This is a genomic window from Aquimarina megaterium XH134, from assembly GCF_000520975.1.
Taxonomy (GTDB): Bacteria; Bacteroidota; Bacteroidia; order Flavobacteriales; family Flavobacteriaceae; genus Aquimarina; species Aquimarina megaterium.
Genome location: NZ_JACB01000005.1, coordinates 140,471 through 158,998 on the forward strand (window position 1 = coordinate 140,471; position 18,528 = coordinate 158,998).

Sequence of the window (18,528 nt, forward strand, 5' to 3'; positions counted from 1 at the left end):
ATAAGAAAGCTCATTAATTAAAAACAGTTTGGATCTTTATTATTTTTTAATGTTGATTAATTCTAAAATCAGGATAAGCATCCATGCCGTGCTCGTGATTGTCTAATCCGTCAATTTCTTCTTTTTCCGAAACTCGGATTCCTATAGTTTTTTTAAGTATGAATATGATAACAAAAGCAGTTGTTGAACAAAAAGCTCCTACAATAAGAACGCCAAGCCCTTGAACTAAGAATTGATCAAATCCAGCTTTCGACCCAAAAAATCCTACAGCCATAGTTCCCCAGATACCACAGATTAAATGAACAGCTATTGCACCTACAGGGTCGTCTAGTTTAAATTTATCTACCAGTGCTACACCAAATACGATGATTATACCTGCACATAAACCAATAATTACAGCTTCATTCGGAGACATGAGATCAGCTCCGGCTGTTATCCCTACCAATCCCCCTAGAATACCATTTAGAAACATGGTAAGATCATAGTTTTTATGTAAGACAGTAGAAAGTACAAATGCTCCAACACCACCTGCTGCTGCTGCAAGGCAGGTAGTTACTAATACTAATGAGGTGCCGGCAGGATCTGCAGAGAGTACAGACCCACCATTAAAACCAAACCATCCTAACCAAAGAATGAGTACGCCAGCTGCAGCTATAGGTATATTGTGCCCGGGAATCGCTTGTGGTTTTCCTTCAGAATTAAACTTTCCAATTCTTGCACCTAATAAGATAATCGCTATCATAGCAGCCCACCCACCAACAGAATGTACAAGTGTAGAGCCTGCAAAGTCATAAAAACCTTCAGCTTCACCAATTTTTAAAGTAGATAAAAATCCGCTTCCCCATTGCCAGGACCCTACTATAGGGTATACTAAACCTACATAGAGTATAGTAAATATCATAAATGCTTCTAACTTAATACGTTCTGCTACGGCACCAGAAACTATAGTAGCAGCAGTTGCGGCAAACATTCCCTGAAATAAGAAATCTGTCCACCAGGTGTACCCTCCGCTGGCATATTCTGGGGTCATTCCATTTTCGGGAGCAGAAATACCAAATCCCGCAAATTTTAAAAAACCAACGTCTCCATCCTCAAATCCTGGATACATAAGATTAAAACCACCGATGTAGTATAATAATAAACCTATACAGATGATAAATACGTTTTTGAATAATATATTAATTGTGTTTTTTTGACGAGTTAATCCTATTTCTAAAAAGGAAAACCCTAAGTGCATGAAAAATACAAGTGCTGTACACACCATCATCCATACATTGTTTGTGGTTAAAAGTTCCATAGTTTAATTACTATTAAAATTGTTTTTAGTTTTTGATTGGTTAATTTTTATGAGCAGTGAGACCTATTAGTTTAATGTTTCACCACCCTTTTCCGAAGTACGAATTCTATAGGCCTCTTTGATGTCGGAAACAAAGATTTTTCCGTCACCAACTTCTCCGGTTTTTGCAGCTTCTAGAATTGCAGAGATTGCAACTTCTTCAAAATCATCATTTACAACAATAGATAAATACCTTCTTTGGATATCTGTAGTACTATAAGAAATTCCTCTATAGACACTTCCTTTTTGTTCATGTCCAACTCCAGTTACATCCCAATACGAGAAAAACATAACACCTTTGTTGTGTAAAGCCTCTTTTACAACCCGGTATTTTGATCTCCTGATAATTGCTTCTATTTTCTTCATAAAGAATAAAAAGTTAAAATTAATATTGAATTACATTCAAAAGTATATTTTTTTAAAATATACTGTCAAATAAATAGGGTATATGTGTATATTTTTATCATTTTATGTTTTTTAACCCTATCAAAATTGGGGTTAAATATTTTTTTGTGTAAAAAAATAATAATTTAATACTAGAGGTATTCAAAATATTATCGAAAACGTTTTCGTTAAAATTGGCTGATAATCAATTGTCTGTGATTTGTTTTTAATTCTTGATTTATTTAGGTTTTTTATCAAAAAACGCATTGTCAAATTCATAATTTGAAGCTCTTATTTTGTGATTATTTTATTCTGGAAGGTCTTTTTTTATGTAGCTCAGAAAAGTGATTGCGAAAGCAGTTTTTTTCTTCCTCTATACTTAATGATTTGTTAATTTCATCTGCTTGAAACACTTTTAGATCAGAAAATATGATGAAGAAACAAGGAATGTATCTACCAGAATTTGAGCATGACGCATGTGGTGCAGGATTCATTTGTAGCTTAGAAGGAAAGAAATCAAACGACATTATTCATAAAGCATTAGAGATTCTTGAAAAACTAGAACATCGAGGTGCTGTAAGTGCAGATGGAAAGACAGGAGATGGAGCAGGGATTCTAATTGATATACCACATGATTTTTTTACCGAGCATTGTGATTTTAATTTACCAGCTGCCGGAGAATATGCAGTAAGTAATGTTTTCTTGCCTAAGAAAGAAAATCAAAGACAGTTTTGTATAGATACCTTCGAACAAAATATTATTGATCAAGGACTTACTTTATTGGGATGGAGAGATGTTCCTGTGGATCATATTCATATTGGTGAGATTGCAGCAACGACAGAGCCATTTATAAAACAAATATTTATTGGTAAAGAAAATGAAGATCAAAGTTATTTTGACTTTAATTTAAAACTATTTATAGCGAGAAAAGTAACAGAGCATACTATATATAAATCTAAATTATCAGAAAGCAAGTTTTTCTATCTGCCTAGTTTGTCTACAAAAACCTTGATATTTAAAGGTTTATTGATGCCAGAAGATATTAAGTTGTATTATAAAGATTTATTGAATCCAAAAGTAGTCACACGATTGGCTTTGGTACATCAACGCTTCTCGACCAATACATTCCCAACCTGGGATCTAGCACAACCTTTTCGATATATGTGTCATAATGGAGAGATTAATACTTTAAGAGGGAATGTAACCAGAATGCGATCTAGAGAAGAGTTATTAGAGAGCAACTGGTTTGGTGAGGATATCAAAAAAATACTTCCGGTGATATTAAAAGGTAAATCAGATTCGGCTTCAATGGATATGGTTGTAGAGCTGTTATTAATGACAGGAAGATCATTACCAGAAGTAATGATGATGATGGTACCAGAAGCCTGGGAGAAAAATCCTGAAATGTCTGAGGCTAAGAAAGCATTTTATGAATATAATTCTTGTTCTATGGAGCCATGGGATGGCCCAGCTTCAATTCCTTTTACAGATGGTAATTATATAGGAGCAGTGTTAGATAGAAATGGATTAAGACCTTCTCGTTATAGTGTAACCAAAGACGGTTATGTAATCATGTCTTCAGAAACGGGAGTGGTGGATATTAAACCAAATAATATCGAATATCACGGAAGGCTCGAACCTGGAAAAATGTTCTTGGTTAATATGGATGAAGGTAGAATTGTAAATGATGAAGAAATTAAAGAAGAAATTGCAGCAAAACACCCTTATCGAGAGTGGTTGGATGATAATCTGGTACATTTAAAAGATATACCTTATAATGATTGTCCTTTGTTTTTAGGCGAAGAAACAGTTGCCAAACGAAAAGAAATATTTGGATATACTCAAGAAGATATAGACACTATTATTTCTCCTATGGGGCAATTAGGAAAAGAACCCATTGGTTCTATGGGATCTGATACGCCAATTGCAATACTTTCTAAGCGTCCGCAATTGATCTATAACTATTTTAAACAATTATTCGCACAGGTGACAAATCCACCATTAGATGGTATTCGCGAAGAATTGATTACTGATATTAGTTTAACGCTGGGGTCTGATTATAATATATTTGATATTAATGAGAAGCATTGTAATAAACTAAAGATCCAAAACCCCGTAATATCAAAAGAAGATCTGGATAAGATCAAAACCTACACAGGTAAAGGGTTTAAATCTACTTCTGTATCGATGTTGTACAACATTAATAGAGGGTTAAATGGTCTTGAAGATGCATTAGAGATACTACTCAAAAATGTATCAGAAGCTATTGACGAAGGAACAAATATCATTATACTTTCTGATAGAAATGTGAGTAAACACAGAGCGCCAATTCCTGCGTTATTAGCATGTTCTTATGTTAATAGTGGATTACAAAAGTTAGGAAAACGATCCAAAATCAGTACTATTATTGAATCTGCAGAACCAAGAGAAGTACATCACTTTGCTTTGTTGTTTGGGTATGGAGCTAGTGCCATTAATCCATATATGGTAAATGAAATTATAGGAGAAGAAATTAAAGAAAATAATATTTCGGGACTCACTTTTGAAGATGCCATATATAACTATAATAAAGCAGTAGGTAAAGGAGTATTGAAAGTGATGAATAAAATCGGGATTTCTACCTTAAACTCTTACAGAAGTTCTCAACTGTTCGAATGTATAGGTATTCATACCAAAGTTGTTGATCAGTATTTTCCAAATACCGCCACACGTATAGAAGGAATAGGGTTATATGAAATCGAAAAAGAAATATCCAAGCGTCATAAAAGAGCTTATATAGGGCAAGAAGTAGATGCTAATTTAAGCTTAGAGATAGGAGGGCAGTACCGATGGAGACGTAATGGAGAAAAACATCAGTTTAACCCTTTATCAGTAGCGAAACTACAAAAATCGGTTAGAGATAATGATCCCGAAACCTATGCAGAATATGCCAAATTAATCAACGAACAATCAAAAGCTCTGATGACCATTAGAGGAATGCTGGAGTTTTCTAATTATGACCCTATTTCGATAGATGAGGTAGAACCATGGACAGAGATCGTAAAACGTTTTAAAACGGGAGCTATGTCATATGGGTCTATTAGTCAAGAGGCACATGAAAACCTTGCTGTAGCAATGAACCGTATCGGAGGGAAAAGTAACTCTGGAGAAGGAGGAGAAAATCCACTTCGCTTCTATAAAGATGTAAATGGTGATTGGAAAAACAGTGCAATTAAGCAAGTGGCTTCTGGTCGATTCGGAGTATCTTCAAACTATTTAACGAATGCTGCCGAGATTCAAATAAAAATGGCTCAGGGAGCCAAACCGGGAGAAGGAGGGCAATTACCAGGACCAAAAGTAAATCCCGAAATAGCCAAAACCCGTAATTCTACACCTTATGTAGGATTAATTTCACCACCACCACATCATGATATTTATTCTATCGAAGATTTATCACAGTTAATTTATGATCTAAAATCTGCAAATAGGAACGCCAGGATAAATGTAAAACTAGTGTCAGAAGTTGGTGTAGGAACTGTTGCAGCAGGAGTGGCTAAAGCAAAGGCAGATGTAGTACTAATTTCTGGATTTGACGGAGGTACCGGAGCATCACCATTAACATCGTTAAAACATGCCGGACTTCCATGGGAACTTGGTATTGCAGAAGCACAGCAAACATTGGTGGGTAATAACCTGCGTAGTCGTATTGTACTAGAGTGTGATGGACAGTTAAAAACTGGTCGGGATGTTGCGATAGCGTGCCTTTTGGGGGCAGAAGAATTTGGTTTTGCAACAGCGCCTCTGGTAGCATCAGGATGTGTAATGATGCGTGTATGTCACTTAAATACCTGTCCGGTTGGTATTGCCACACAAAACCCAGAACTACGTAAAAAATTTAAAGGAAAACCAGAACATGTCGTAAATTATATGTATTTCGTAGCTCAGGAATTGCGAGAGATTATGGCACAACTAGGGTTTCGTACTATCAACGAAATGATAGGGCAAGTGAGTAAGTTAAATCATAAAAAAGCCATTGATCATTATAAAGCTGCAGGGGTAGATCTTACACCAATTCTTCATCAAGTAGAAACACCTTCTGGAGTAGATATCTATAATACCGAAAGTCAGGATCATGGTTTAGAGAAATCTATAGATTTTGAAATTATAGAACAAGCACATCCAGCACTCTTCCGTAAAGAAAAAACAGCATTAGATTTTGATATTTGTAATACCGATCGAGCAGTAGGCGCTATCTTAAGCAATGAAATATCAAAAATATATGGCGCACAAGGATTGCCCGATAATACCTTGAAATTAAACTTTACAGGGGCAGCCGGACAAAGCTTCGGAGCATTTGCTACCAAAGGATTGACTATGGTGGTTAATGGGAATACCAATGATTATCTCGGAAAAGGGCTTTCGGGAGCAAAACTTATTATTAAAGTACCCGAAGAAGCTACGATAATTCCCGAAAATAATGTGATTACAGGTAATGTAACTCTATATGGAGCTACAGCGGGAGAAGTATATATTAATGGTAAAGCAGGAGAACGATTTTGTGTACGTAACTCTGGAGCAAAAGCTGTAGTTGAAGGCATTGGCGATCATGGATGTGAGTATATGACTGGGGGTATTGCAGTGATTCTGGGAGAAGTAGGAAGGAATTTTGGAGCCGGAATGTCTGGTGGAATAGCGTATATCTATGATGAAAAAAAGACATTTGAAGCACATTGCAATAAAGAAGCGCTAAACCTGGACCCCGTGGTAGAGAAAAAAGATATTGAAGAGTTAAAAACACTAATCGAGAATCATTACAATACTACCTTAAGTCCTTTGGCTCAAAGAATTTTGGAAAATTGGGGAAGTGAATTACCAAAGTTTATCAAAATCTTCCCTGAAGAATACAAACAAGCATTACAGCGATTAAAAGAAGAAAAATTAGCACAAGTATAAAACGATATTGAACATGGGAAAGATAACTGGATTTTTAGAATTTGAAAGAGAGATAGAAGAGTACCAACCGGTAAAAGATCGTATCAAAGGGTATAAAGAGTTTACCGTGGAAATGCCCGAGGGAAAACTCAAAAATCAAGGAGCACGTTGTATGGATTGTGGGATACCATTTTGTCATAGCGGATGTCCATTAGGTAACCTGATTCCTGACTTTAATGATGCTGTGTATCGTGGTAGATGGAAAAAAGCAGCAGAAATCCTGCATTCAACCAATAATTTCCCTGAGTTTACAGGAAGGTTATGTCCTGCACCATGCGAAGAAGCTTGTGTGTTAGGTATAAATGAAAATCCGGTAACTATTGAGAATATAGAAAAAAATATCGTAGAGCAAGCTTTTGAAAATGATTGGATTAAACCTAATCCTCCAACAGAAAGAACAGGCAAGACCGTGGCTGTAATTGGATCTGGCCCTGCTGGATTAGCCACTGCTCAACAATTAAACCGTGTAGGGCATTTGGTGACCGTTTTTGAAAGAGATGAAAAAGTAGGTGGTCTATTACGTTATGGTATTCCTGATTTTAAGATGGAAAAATATGTGATTGATCGTCGTGTCGCCATTTTAGAAAAAGAAGGTATTGTTTTTAAAACAAATACTCATATTGGAAAAGAGATCAAAGCAGATGAGTTAAAGGCCGATTTTGATGCTGTAGTATTGTGTACAGGAGCTACAGTTCGTCGTAATTTACCAGTTAAGGGAGCTAATCTTAATGGAGTAGTGCAGGCAATGGATTTTTTACCCCAAAATAATAGAAGAGTCGATGGGGTAAAAGATTTAGGAGAGGAAATCCTGGCTACAGAAAAAGATGTGATCGTAATTGGAGGAGGAGATACGGGGTCAGATTGTATTGGTACTTCTGTGCGTCAGGGAGCAACTTCTGTAACTAATTTTGAGATTATGGGCAAGGGAACTATAGAACGTCCTGCGCATCAACCCTGGCCATTTTGGCCAATGCGTTTGCGCACAAGCTCATCTCATCAAGAAGGAGTAGATCGTAATTGGAGTATCTCTACCAAGGAGTTTTTGGGGGATAAAAACGGAAATCTAAAAGGTTTAATCACGACCGAAGTAGAATGGGTAAAAGAAAATGGTCGTTTTGCACTAAAAGAAATTCTGGGTACAGAGAAAGAATGGAAATGTGAATTAGCGTTGTTGGCTTTGGGATTTACGGGCTCAGAACCTACTATTGCAGAACAACTAGGGGTAGATATGGATGCAAGAACCAATATTAAAACGAATGAACAAAATTATGCAACCAATGTAAAAGGAGTTTTTGCGGCAGGTGATACTCGTAGAGGGCAATCTTTAATTGTTTGGGCAATTGCAGAAGGTAGGCAAGCTGCATATCATATTGATACCTATTTGATGGGAAGTTCTAATCTGCCACTTAAAGGGGAAGGAGATTTGCCTAGAGTATAAAAAGTATAGGGTGTTTTTTATTTTGCTATAATGAGTGTTGTTAAAAATATCTAATAAGTTAACTTTATTGTTTTTTAACATTATAAATAAAATATTAGCAAGTTTTGTATTGAGATATGGTAATATAATGTAATTTTTAAGTTAAATAATTGTATAATTTTCAATAGTAATTTTAAACTATATAATTATGTTAACACACAAATTCAAACTCAGTATTTTTTTGACTACTATTTTCTTATGTGTCAGTTGTCAAAATGATGGTTTAGATCAGGAAGATTTAAATCAAGAACGACCATTATCTAAAGAGGCTACGGCAACTTTGGATTATTTGATTGAAAAAGGGTTTTCTAAAGAAGATCTTAAACCAAATTTTGAGGACGAAGCTTTTATGCACGGAGACATGATGATTCCTTTTGCATTAAAAAGTAATAGAGACGCAAACCCACCCAAAAAGGGAAGCATTCAGGAAAAAAACAGATGGTTTTTTGGTGGAGTTGGGGTATACTACAGTAACTCTAGAGATGTTAGATATTATGTTGAAAATAACTATCCAAGAAATTTAGAGTACGCACTTTCCTGGGCTGCTTGGCATTGGAGTGTTTCTAGTCGTAATATTAATATAAGTAGAACGTATAATAGATCGAGTGCAGATATTTTGGTAGGGTCTTGGTATAATTCTAATGAAGGTGCATGGGCGAGAGCACTGTTGCCTGATGGTAGAGGAAATGTTGGCTCTTGGATGAGAGTAAATACAGCTAAACCTCACCCAGGTGATGAATCTACAATGGCGTTACTGATACATGAATTAGGACATAATCTAGGTTACCACCATTCTGATCAAACTTATGGAGGTCATATACCTGGTACTAATGGCGTAGCTTATCATCAAAGCAATAATTGTGGTTCTGTCATGAAAAGCTCTATATATACATGTAATTGGAGATTCAGTTCAACACCAGGATGGTCGAGAGATGATAGAACGGCTATCACTTGGGCCTATGGAAACTAATGATCTAACCTGTAATGTATTCATTATTTAAATGCCTGCATCACTTTAATTAAGATGGCTCTATGACCATAATCATAGAGAGTATAAATATAACCTTGTCTGAATACTAAAAGATTAATTTATACAGTATTCAGATACGGTTGTATTTACATTCATTCTTGTTAATAGTGGAGCAGCATCTGTAATGGTTTTTAAATCTATAGAATTTGCTTTTTATGAGCTCTTTTACTTCAATATAAAGATCTTGAAAACCTTATCGTAATACGAAAAGAAATAAAAAAAGCCTCTTATTAGAGGCTTAAAAACGACTCGTTTTTATAACAAATTATAAATTTGTATAACGATTACCCATGTTACCGCATATTATTTCTTTTGAAATTTCAAATTTGTTACTCTTCCGGTGTCCAATCTAAAATCTGAAACTTTACCATAACTGTCCCTTTTAAAATGAAAAACTCCATATTCTTCATTAGAGAAAAGGTTCGTCATAATCGAATTGAGAGGTGAAATTTCGATTTCATTTATATAAAGTACCAACAATTTATTTTTTATTTTTAATGTGTAATTAATATCTAATTCTTTGCTATAATAAGTACCTACAAAATCAATTAATTCCTCATTAGTATAATTTTTGGGGTGATACTCTTTTGAAATTATCGGCTTTCCTCCGTTTGCACTAAAAACCATAGTGTAATTTCCTTGTTCATTTTTGTCAAATTTCACCAGTACATCAGATCCAACATTAATCATTTTGAACTCATGCTTACTGATAGGGATTAAGTCACTTTCATTAGCCTCAGATCTATAATATCTTAGAGTGTCATTCTTTACATAAATCTTTCTAGTATATGAACCCTCGTCGTTCCAATAATGTCCAGAGAAATTTTCAAGATCGTTAGTTTTTAAATGAATAAATTCTTGCTTAATATTGACTTTTTTGTCTTGGTTTTCAACTTCAGCATTTATAAAATTTTCTTTAAGAAACATATCAGTGATTTGAAAGGATTTACGCGTTGGGTTTGCATCATTTCTGTTAGCTAATATAATTACAGAAAACTTCTGTTTAGGAAATCGTATTAATTGTGCTTGATAACCAGCGAGGGCCCCACCATGGCTCACAGTTTTTAATCCTTTATAAATTCCGTTATTCAATGCAAAAGCATATCCACTACTTTTTCCATTATTTAAAAGCCCTTCTTCATGCATTCTTTCAATAATTTCTTGTCCTCCTTTTCCAAGTTTATTATTATAAAAATTCTGATCCCATAAAAACAAGTCCTCTATGTTTGAATATATTCCACCAGAGCCAACAAGGTCAAATCTCATAATTAAATTATTAAATCCCTCTCCATTACTTTTTCTGTTATAACTGAAAACACGATTTTTAATCAGGTCAGTATTATCATCATAGAAAAGTGTGTTTTTCATACCTAGAGGCTGGAAAATATTCTCATGCGCAAATAATTTTAGGGATTGACCAGCCACTTTTTCTACAATCATCGCCAGCATGAAATAGCAAGAATTGCTGTATAAATGTTTTTCTCCTGACAAAAAATTTAACTCTTCCTGTTTCTTTATAAGGCCATAGATCTCATCTGCATTTGTATCGTCAAGATAGTTTCTGCCTTTTAAATACATAAGGGTAAAATAGTCTCTAACACCACTCGTATGATGTATAAAATGTCTAATAGTCAAAGGAGTATCGTATTCTGGAAAATCAGGAAGGTATTTTTGAATTCTATCATCTAAGTTTAGTTTCCCTTGTTCTTCAAGAAGTAAAATACTAAATGTTACAAACTGTTTAGAAACAGAACCAATATAAAAAACAGATGAAGGAGTTATTTCTATGTTGTGTTCCAAGTCACCAATTCCATATCCATTGGAATAAATCAGCTTACCATTTTTAATAATTCCTATGGCACCGCCTGGAACATCAGGTTTATTCCATTCCGAAAAGAGGTTGTCTATTGCTAGGTTTTCTTTAGGCTGTCCAAATGAGCAAATAGAAAAAGAAAGAAGGAATAATAATAAAATTTTTTTCATAGTCTGTTTTTATTAATTGTTGTTAATGATTAGTATAAAAATTTTTGAAATTACTAGGAGGTGCAAATTTTCTATAGGAAAATGAGCCTTAGCAAACAGGTAAATAATTGAGATGAAAAATCAGCAATTGTTTATGTACTTTGCAGCCAGACGGTATATTTTTTGGCTTAGTTTTTAGCGCGATTTAGGTCTTAATTTTTCAATTTAGTTTTATCATGTCAGTTTTATCTTCAATAGAGTTCATCCATTGTCAAATATTTTAGCATGGGTAATGGTCATAGAACCATCTCGTTTTTTGATTGATTGAATTTTGGCTAGTGTATCATTTATGAATATTCAATTTTAGATGTTAAGAAAGAAGTTACTAAAAACCGTTTTAATAATTTTTTTACATTTTTGGTAATAGTTTTTTCAATGCAAATTCCAGAACAGCGTCATTACCCTCTAGAATATCATATATAGAGTTTGATACATTGTAATCCGGGACAACACTTCTTTTCTGGATATGTTCATCTATAGTATACTCTGCATGTAGTAAAGGTAAATAGATTGCTGTTTCAGTATGATCTCCTTTGATAGAAATTTGACGCACACCGTTACTAATACCTGCATATCCATAGGTTTCTGTTCCAACTAAGTCTGCATTTGTATATTCTTTTAGTAAGCCAGCAGCAATACCAGCAGCTGAAGTGGTACCACCATTGATCAGAACGATCAGCCTTCCTTTATAACGATACTCTTCAATTGGATCATAACTCATCAAATCACGTAATAATTCATGTTTTGTTACTTTGAAAGTACCGTCTTTTTTTCTCTTTAATCCAAAGGATTCATTCAAATTAAGTGTATTGCCAGTTATTTCTACAAGGTATTTATCATCCACCAAAGTCATTATTTCTTTTGCAGGAATGATAGGTTGATCAATAAAATATTGAAGCAAGTAAGCTGCATTACTTGCTTTTCCACCTCCATTATTTCTTAAATCGATTATTAAGTTTTTAATATTTTTATCAGAAATTTTTTTGAAACATTGCTTATAAAAATCAGGATAAGTATTTTCGGGTTCATCGTAACCATCTTTTATAAACTGGTTTATTTTCAGATAAGCATAATTTTCCTTATTTATCTCAAAGTTAAAAGCTTTTTCAGGCGCTGTTTCTGGCAGATATTTCTTAGATGCTCTAGTTTCATAAACCTCTTTTGAAATTGCTTCAATTTTTGTCTTTATAATTTTCTTGGTTTTATAGTCTCTATACACAAGGTTATATGTAGGTTGTTCTCCAAATATCTCGGGATAGAGTCTGTAAAACGATTTGTATGGCCCTCCTAACCAATGTTGCATACCACTTTGACTTTCACCATCAGAAGAATAATGTGCTAAAATGTTAACAATAATCTCATTACTCAAGTTGCTATCAATAGATAGGATTTCGGATCCTTCGGGAATTTCTATAGAGCTAAGATTTTTCACTATAAAAATACGTTCATCCTTAATATATACTTGAAAGGGGAGTCTTTTTTGATTATTGATAACACTTCCGAGTTTGCCGAATGTATATGCTTGTGTATGTCCATCATGTATATTCGCTATCAATTGAAGAACAATTCTATAAAATATCTTGGCTTCCATTGGTTTGGAAGTTTGCAACATCAAATCGTTCATCATTTGATTAAACTCTTCGTGGTTTTGATGTGTATAAGTTCCAGGGTGAATTTTAATGAGCGCCGTTTTAAATTTTTCTAAGTCAGCCTGCATTTGTTCAGGTTGATAAACTATGGACTCTTGTGCTCTTCCTGTAACCATATACATGCTCAAGAAGCTTATTAGTACTACCCAGTACATCCTATTCATTTTTATTGTTTTAATAATAATTGAAAACTCCTGAAATAGTTTAATGTTATGGTTGATTATTAGTTCATTGAAAAAACGGGAATGGAATTAATAACCATTCCCGTTTTTTGATTGATTGAATTTTGGCTAGTGTATCATATATATTTAAAAATAAATTTTGATTCTAATAGCTTGCTCTAACGAAATATCTTTATCCTGTTCTTTTAAGGATTTTATAAATTCTGGTGTAACATTATGGATTTTAAGACTCTTGGCTTGGTCAGCTGTTATATTTTTAAACCCTATATCTTTAAAAGATTGTACAAACTCTGGGGTAACTCTGTGAATTTTAAAACTCATGATATCATCTAGAGGAAGGTCACCGAATTGTGTCTTTTTGAATTCCTTAATATACTCTGGAGATACATTATGAATTTTAAGAGATATTAATTTGCTTATAGAGATATTAGAATATCCTATTTTTACATATTCTGAAGCGGAATTAGGAGATACGTTATGTATTTTTAATGATTTTGCATCATCTAAAGAGATATTTTTATATCCAGCTTTTTTAAACGAATCAATAAAATCTGGAGTTACATTATGAATTTTTAAAGCAACTACATCATTTAGAGGAATGTTGTTGTAACCAGCTTTATTGAACATTTTAACAAATTCTGGTGTAACATTGTGTATTTTTAATTTGATAATATCATCAACAGGTACATTGTCATAACCAAGTTGTTTAAATTGTTTTATAAAATCATTTGGTGTTTGTTGATTATCCTGTGAGGCACCACGGCTATTGGTAGAACTGGATAAGGTATTTTGATCTCTTTTGCTCTTAGAGGAAGAAAAACCTTTAGCTGTTTTTACCTGACCTGGTGTGATATCATGAATCTTTAGTTTTATAGCTTCTTGTAATGAAATATTATTTTGCCCCGCTTTTTTATAAGCCTGTATAAGTTCTGGAGTTACTCCATGAATTTTTAATTTTTTAGCTTCCTGTAAAGTAATATTAGGATATCCAGCTTTCTTGAAATTATTTATGTATACCGGAGTAACGTTATGAATTTTAAGATTTTTAGCTTCTCGTACAGTGATATTAGTATGCCCAGCCTTTTTAAATGACTCAATAAAATCTGGAGTCACATCATGAATCTTTAATTTCATATAATCATCAAGAGACAGGTTCCCGTAACCATTATTTCGATACGATGTAACAAATTCAGAGGATACATTATGGATTTTAGCTTTTGTAATCTTTTTTAAAGACGTTTTATTACCATTTAAAGTATTGATAAATGAAATATAGGCAACATCAACGTCAAATAAATTAAGCTTACTTACCTCTTCCATTGTATAATTCTCATAACCTAATCGTGCAAGTTCTTTTCTATACATTTTTAGTTTATCAAGAGGAAGCGATTTATGAATAATATCTTCAAAATCATCTTGATCTATTTTTAGATTTTCACGCTTTAAATAACTAAGGTAATTGTTGTCAAAACCAGTAAGGAAACAATGTACCAAATCTTTGTTGTCTACATGTAAACCATAAGCTTTGAGCGATTTAATAAACGATTCATTAGGAGTAAATTCATATCTTCCGTCACCTATTTTGTTGTCAAACCGCCCCACATAAGTTATAGTTCCGGCATCTTTGGTGATTTTAAATTGTTGTCGATCTCCACTGGGGAAATCTTTAAAATATATGGGGTCATAGCATCTGGTCATAGACCAGAAATTTCGTTTAAGAGGCTCTGCACTTCTGTACATAATGCATAATTTACCTCCACCAACTTCGGCATCCCATACTCCTTTGGTAAAGTTGTTCTGAGCACTAGATGATATAGATTCTTTTCTCGAATCTATAGTCGTATCTATAGAGTCTTTATCATGATCGGCTAATGTTTCATTGGGTTTTACCGGATTAAAAGAAAATACGGTGATAGCTAGTAGTGGAATAATGATTAGGTATTTCCACCCTGATTTTGATGTTGATTTTTTAGAATTCATCATAAGGATTCGTTTTTTGAGAAATGATTGATTGTAACTTGTTGCCAAACCTGTTGGCATATTTGGGGTGGAGACTTTTAAGAGATTCATTTGATAAATTTCTCTGTCTTCACCTATATTAAGCATATTATTGTCGGTTAGGTATTCTAGATTGTTATCGATAGCTCTGCGATATAACCAGGCAAAAGGATTAAACCATTGCATCATCACTAATAACTCTACTAATAACATATCGATACTATGTCTACCTTTGATATGTACTTGTTCGTGTTTTAAGATTTGTAAATACGTATCAGGGTTATATTGACTGGGATTCATAAAAATTCTATTCCAGAACGAGTAGGGGGCATGTTTTTTATCGGTTTCTACAATTTTATAGTCATCAACTTCTATGGTTGGATATTTAGAAATACGATATAATAAAACTCCTAATTGGATGATAAAATGAATACCAAATACCAATATACCTAGTATATAGATGTATAGTATAACCGATTTCCAATCTAAAAATTTGCTAACAGAAGTAGTACTGATGCCAGAAGTATCTGTGGTCGATATATTTTCAATTTTTGTGGTTGTTTCTGGTATTTTATAATCTGTAACAACAGAATTTGAAGGTTGTACTTCTACTTCTTGAAATAGAGCACTTTTAAATGATAAACTTTCAGGGATCGTAATAAAAGGTAAAGTAAATGAAAGTATAACTAATGATATCAATACCCATCTGTTTAAATGGTAAAAGGTCTCTTTGGAAAGAAAAAATCTATAAATAATATAAGATAATCCTATTAATGCCGAGCTATGTATGATATAGTCCATTATTTCTTGTTTTTTATCAGTTGAATTATTTCTTCTAATTCGTCGGTATTTATCTTTTCTTCCTTAGCAAAGAATTTAACCAAAGCCAAAGGAGAATTGTCAAAATAATTGTGTACTACCTCACCTAATACTTCTTTTTGATACTCATCTTTTGATACTAGAGGATAATACTGAAAACTGTTTCCGTAGGCTACATGACTGATAAATCCTTTTTCTTCTAAAATTTTTACAATCGTAGCAGTAGTATTGTAATGCGGTTTAGGGTCAGAAAGCTCTTCAATGATTTCTTTTATAAATGCCTTTTCCAATTTCCACAGACTTTGCATAATCTGTTCTTCTCTTTTGGCTAATTTTTGCATAGTATCAATTTTATGAAGCAAACTTACTACTAATCTTTTAGTTTTGCAACTAATTAATTAGTAGTACAACTAATTAATTAGTAGTTTTGCTGTGTTAAGTACCGATTTTAAAAGGTTTTTAGAGGATGTTAAAAAAATGATAATGTATTTTAGAAAAGTAAATTTCTAAGAAAGGTATTACGGTTTTAAAAATAATTATTGTTTTTTTTAGAGTATAAGAGGTACATATCTATTCTAACAATAACTGTAAATCATCACGATTGAGTAGTTCGGGGGTATATTCTGTTACAACCCCATAATTAAAAAATGCACTTTTCATCTTTGTGCTATCTTCAATTAGGTCAAATATATTGGTGTAAAAACGTTCTACTTTATCACCTTTGGTATGCATGATAAGCGATGAAGCAGTAGTGATATATTCATCTTCTTGATATTCTTTTAACTTTAATAGTTTAAAATCGATCTTGGGTGCAATTGATGTGATATTGGCTAACTTAATTGATTTAGAATATGATGTACAATCAAAACAAACTATTAATTTTTTCTGATTTGATTTTAACCGATAGGTAATGGTGATTTCTTTATTAACTAATTTTTCAAAACCATTCATATCTATAAATGCCAAGGTATCCTTAGTATTTGTTTTAACTGTTAGAACTGTGGTGAGGTAATCATCGGGCATGATTAATGTTTCTTCAACCGATAAAACTGTTGCTTTTATAGTATTAATTTTGTCATCCTGACTATGAGTCGTAACTATCTGGTTGGTCATTTTTGATTGGCTACTACTTTCTTTTGAGTTTTTATTAGTGTTACAAGAGAAGCAACAAATCAGGATAATAGATAAAAAGCATGTATTTATTTTCACGACATTGTTTTATATAACATATAATTTGTTATAAATGTAATACATAAATGCTATACGAGAATACCCTGTTTTCTGGGAAAATGTTGTTATCGTATTTTAAGAGTAGGAAAACAGAATATTTCTAAGATCTGTACCGTTTCAGATTAAGAATATATCGAATTCGTAAAAAGTATACCGTAGTTTTTAATCTTTATCTCTTGATTTTTTCTTCCCGATTAACAGTGTGTTGGTTCCTTGAACTTGATTGTGTTGTGAAAATTCTATATCGGGCTTAACCATAGATGTAAGAGAATCGATTTTGATGTTTTCCTTCAAATTAATTCCAGCATTAAACACGATTTGTCCTTCAGGTTTTAATAAGGGAATAAGGTTTTTCCAGAATTGATTTTCATAAAACTGCTGAGGGACTTGATTATCGATAAAAATATCGATGATTATAATTTCAAATTGTGATGCACAACGACCAACATAGAAAAAAGCATCTTCACAAATGATTTCGAGATTGTGATTATTGGTTATATTAAATTCATTTTTAGCAATTTCGATAACTACTTCATCAATTTCTACAGCGGTAATTTTTCCTTGATGGTCAAATGTATTTCTAAGAGGTTCTATTACACTCCCACCGCCAAGTCCTAGTAAAAGAATTTCGCTATTAGCAGAAATATCTATTAGTGAAAGTCCGTAACTAAGTAATTTTTGTAGCGATCCGTAGGAGTAATTTGCATTTTGACTATCCAGTACTTTTTTACCATTTATCCATGTGAGTTCTAATGTTCCATTAATTTGTGAGGAAACCTCTTTGGTGAATGGCCATAGATAACTTAATAATCTCTTCATGTATTTCTGTACGTAAAACCTGGTTATTTAATGCCTCGCGATCGATATTGTCTTTAAGCATACATACCTAGTGCTGTAATACCAGCTTCGGCTACCGCATGATCGTTTTCTATGCTACTACCACTTACTCCAATAGCTCCTATTATAGTTCCCGAATTGTTTTTAATAGGAACACCCCCAGGAAAAGTAATTAGCCCGCCATTAGAATGTTCTATATTATATAAAGGACCTCCAGGTTGTGAAAGCTCCCCGATAACACCAGTATTTTTACCAAAAAGACAAGCCGTTCTTGCTTTTTTAATTGAAATATCAATAGAACCTATCCAGGCCTGATCCATACGTGCAAAGGCAATAAGATTTGCACCAGAATCTACTATTGCAATATTCATTTGTGTATGTATAGCGATCGCTTTTTCCTTTGCAATGGTAATGATTTTTTCTGCTTGTTCTAGAGTGATGTTCATTATTGTTTTGTTTGTAAAATTGCGATTCAAAAATAAAGCTAAATGTTTAATTTTATGATCTAGAAAAGAAAAGATTATTAGATTTAAATCTAATTAGTATTGTTTAGGAGTTTTGCCCATTTTTTTGTTTTTACGGTACCCATACAT

General features: G+C 33.2%; 12 protein-coding genes. 3 read left to right on the forward strand and 9 right to left on the reverse strand.

Annotated elements, in window-relative coordinates:
* Window positions 1-46 precede the first annotated feature (46 nt).
* Together Z053_RS0106575 and Z053_RS0106580 are read right to left on the reverse strand one after the other, a co-directional pair.
* Window positions 47-1,297: an ammonium transporter gene (locus Z053_RS0106575; protein WP_025664246.1), complete on the reverse strand. Its 1,251-nt coding sequence runs from the start codon at window positions 1,295-1,297 to the stop codon at window positions 47-49.
* Window positions 1,298-1,363: 66 nt separating this feature from the next.
* The gene (locus tag Z053_RS0106580; protein ID WP_025664247.1) at window positions 1,364-1,702 is read right to left on the reverse strand and encodes a P-II family nitrogen regulator; all 339 of its coding nucleotides are present in this window, start codon (window positions 1,700-1,702) and stop codon (window positions 1,364-1,366) included.
* A gap of 447 nt (window positions 1,703-2,149) precedes the next feature.
* Between Z053_RS0106580 and gltB the strand changes: the two genes are divergently transcribed.
* The 3 genes from gltB to Z053_RS0106595 all read left to right on the forward strand — a co-directional run bounded on the left by gltB (window position 2,150) and on the right by Z053_RS0106595 (window position 9,138).
* On the forward strand, window positions 2,150-6,652 hold the full coding sequence (gene gltB, locus Z053_RS0106585) for a glutamate synthase large subunit (RefSeq protein ID WP_025664248.1): 4,503 nt from the start codon (window positions 2,150-2,152) through the stop codon (window positions 6,650-6,652).
* Between the two features lie 13 nt (window positions 6,653-6,665).
* On the forward strand, window positions 6,666-8,129 hold the full coding sequence (locus Z053_RS0106590; RefSeq protein WP_025664249.1) for a glutamate synthase subunit beta: 1,464 nt from the start codon (window positions 6,666-6,668) through the stop codon (window positions 8,127-8,129).
* 187 nt (window positions 8,130-8,316) lie between these two features.
* On the forward strand, window positions 8,317-9,138 hold the full coding sequence (locus Z053_RS0106595) for a zinc metalloprotease (RefSeq protein WP_025664250.1): 822 nt from the start codon (window positions 8,317-8,319) through the stop codon (window positions 9,136-9,138).
* A gap of 363 nt (window positions 9,139-9,501) precedes the next feature.
* Here Z053_RS0106595 and Z053_RS0106600 read toward each other — a convergent pair whose 3' ends face one another.
* The 7 genes from Z053_RS0106600 to Z053_RS0106630 form a co-directional block, all read right to left on the reverse strand.
* Window positions 9,502-11,181, reverse strand: coding sequence for a serine hydrolase domain-containing protein (locus Z053_RS0106600; RefSeq protein WP_025664251.1), 1,680 nt, complete (start codon window positions 11,179-11,181; stop codon window positions 9,502-9,504).
* 388 nt (window positions 11,182-11,569) lie between these two features.
* The gene (locus Z053_RS0106605; protein ID WP_081748226.1) at window positions 11,570-13,033 is read right to left on the reverse strand and encodes a S41 family peptidase; all 1,464 of its coding nucleotides are present in this window, start codon (window positions 13,031-13,033) and stop codon (window positions 11,570-11,572) included.
* Between the two features lie 144 nt (window positions 13,034-13,177).
* Window positions 13,178-15,850 carry a M56 family metallopeptidase gene (locus Z053_RS0106610; protein ID WP_025664253.1) on the reverse strand — a complete coding sequence of 891 codons (2,673 nt, stop codon included), beginning with the start codon at window positions 15,848-15,850 and terminating at the stop codon, window positions 13,178-13,180.
* A complete protein-coding gene (locus Z053_RS0106615; protein WP_025664254.1) occupies window positions 15,850-16,209 on the reverse strand; it encodes a BlaI/MecI/CopY family transcriptional regulator in 360 nt (119 codons plus the stop codon). The genes Z053_RS0106610 and Z053_RS0106615 overlap by 1 nt, the downstream gene beginning before the upstream one ends.
* Window positions 16,210-16,438: 229 nt before the next feature.
* Window positions 16,439-16,981 carry a hypothetical protein gene (locus Z053_RS0106620; protein WP_025664255.1) on the reverse strand — a complete coding sequence of 181 codons (543 nt, stop codon included), beginning with the start codon at window positions 16,979-16,981 and terminating at the stop codon, window positions 16,439-16,441.
* A 279-nt stretch (window positions 16,982-17,260) separates the two neighbouring features.
* Window positions 17,261-17,917 (reverse strand): fused MFS/spermidine synthase, encoded by a 657-nt coding sequence (locus tag Z053_RS0106625; RefSeq protein WP_025664256.1) that lies wholly within the window; start codon window positions 17,915-17,917, stop codon window positions 17,261-17,263.
* Between the two features lie 53 nt (window positions 17,918-17,970).
* Window positions 17,971-18,381 (reverse strand): GlcG/HbpS family heme-binding protein, encoded by a 411-nt coding sequence (locus tag Z053_RS0106630; RefSeq protein ID WP_025664257.1) that lies wholly within the window; start codon window positions 18,379-18,381, stop codon window positions 17,971-17,973.
* Window positions 18,382-18,528: the final 147 nt, after the last annotated feature.